Annotated in this window: 1 protein-coding gene; it reads left to right on the forward strand. The window is 57.6% G+C overall.

Translation table 11 applies throughout. From position 1 onward, the window contains the following. Window positions 1-694: IS4 family transposase (locus ACFFJK_RS22905; RefSeq protein ID WP_379681961.1), on the forward strand; the 694-nt coding region annotated here is incomplete at its 5' end. Window positions 695-707: the final 13 nt, after the last annotated feature.

The following is a 707-nucleotide window of genomic DNA, read 5'->3' on the forward strand; positions in this document are numbered from 1 at the left end:
AGGCTTTCTATCAGCCGAGATCTTGTGTAGCCTGACAGGTAGCGGCACCGAACGGCACTTCATCATTCCGTCCAAATCGAACACCAAATGGGAAGCGCTCGAGGATGAAGGCGACGATATGCTGGTGCGCATGCGCGTCTCGCCCCAAGCTCGGGCCAAGTGTCCAGAGTTGCCCGAGTTTTGGGAAGCACGGGCAATCACCGTTGTCGACACCCAAGCACGCAAGCGCATCCTGCTGACGTCGCTGCGCGACCGTCGTCGCTACAAGCCAGCCGATATCGCCACCTGCTACGACAAGCGCTGGGGGATCGAAACGAGTTACCGGGAGCTCAAGCAGACGATGCTCGGCACAGCGCTGACGCTGCGTTCGAAAACCGTGGATGGGGTATATCAGGAAATCTGGGGCACGCTCATTGCCTACAACCTGATCCGCCTCGAAATCGCCAAGGCCGCGCTAGCGGTTAAGTGCGAGCCAACCGAAGTGAGTTTCATTCGAGCCTTTCACCTGATCCAGTTCGAACTGCATTGGGCAGGCGTCACCAGGTCATACGGAAAATTGCCCGCCTCGATGAAGCATCTACGAGAAAGGCTGGTTAGCCTTCTGAAAGACGAACGGCCCGGCCGCAAATGCGACCGGGCCGTCAAGGCAACGCCGAAGCGTTATGCTGTCCGGAAGGTCAAGAAGCTACCTTAACTGAACGGCATTA

Source organism: Massilia consociata, from assembly GCF_042432755.1.
In the GTDB taxonomy this organism is placed as follows: domain Bacteria; phylum Pseudomonadota; class Gammaproteobacteria; order Burkholderiales; family Burkholderiaceae_D; genus Telluria; species Telluria consociata.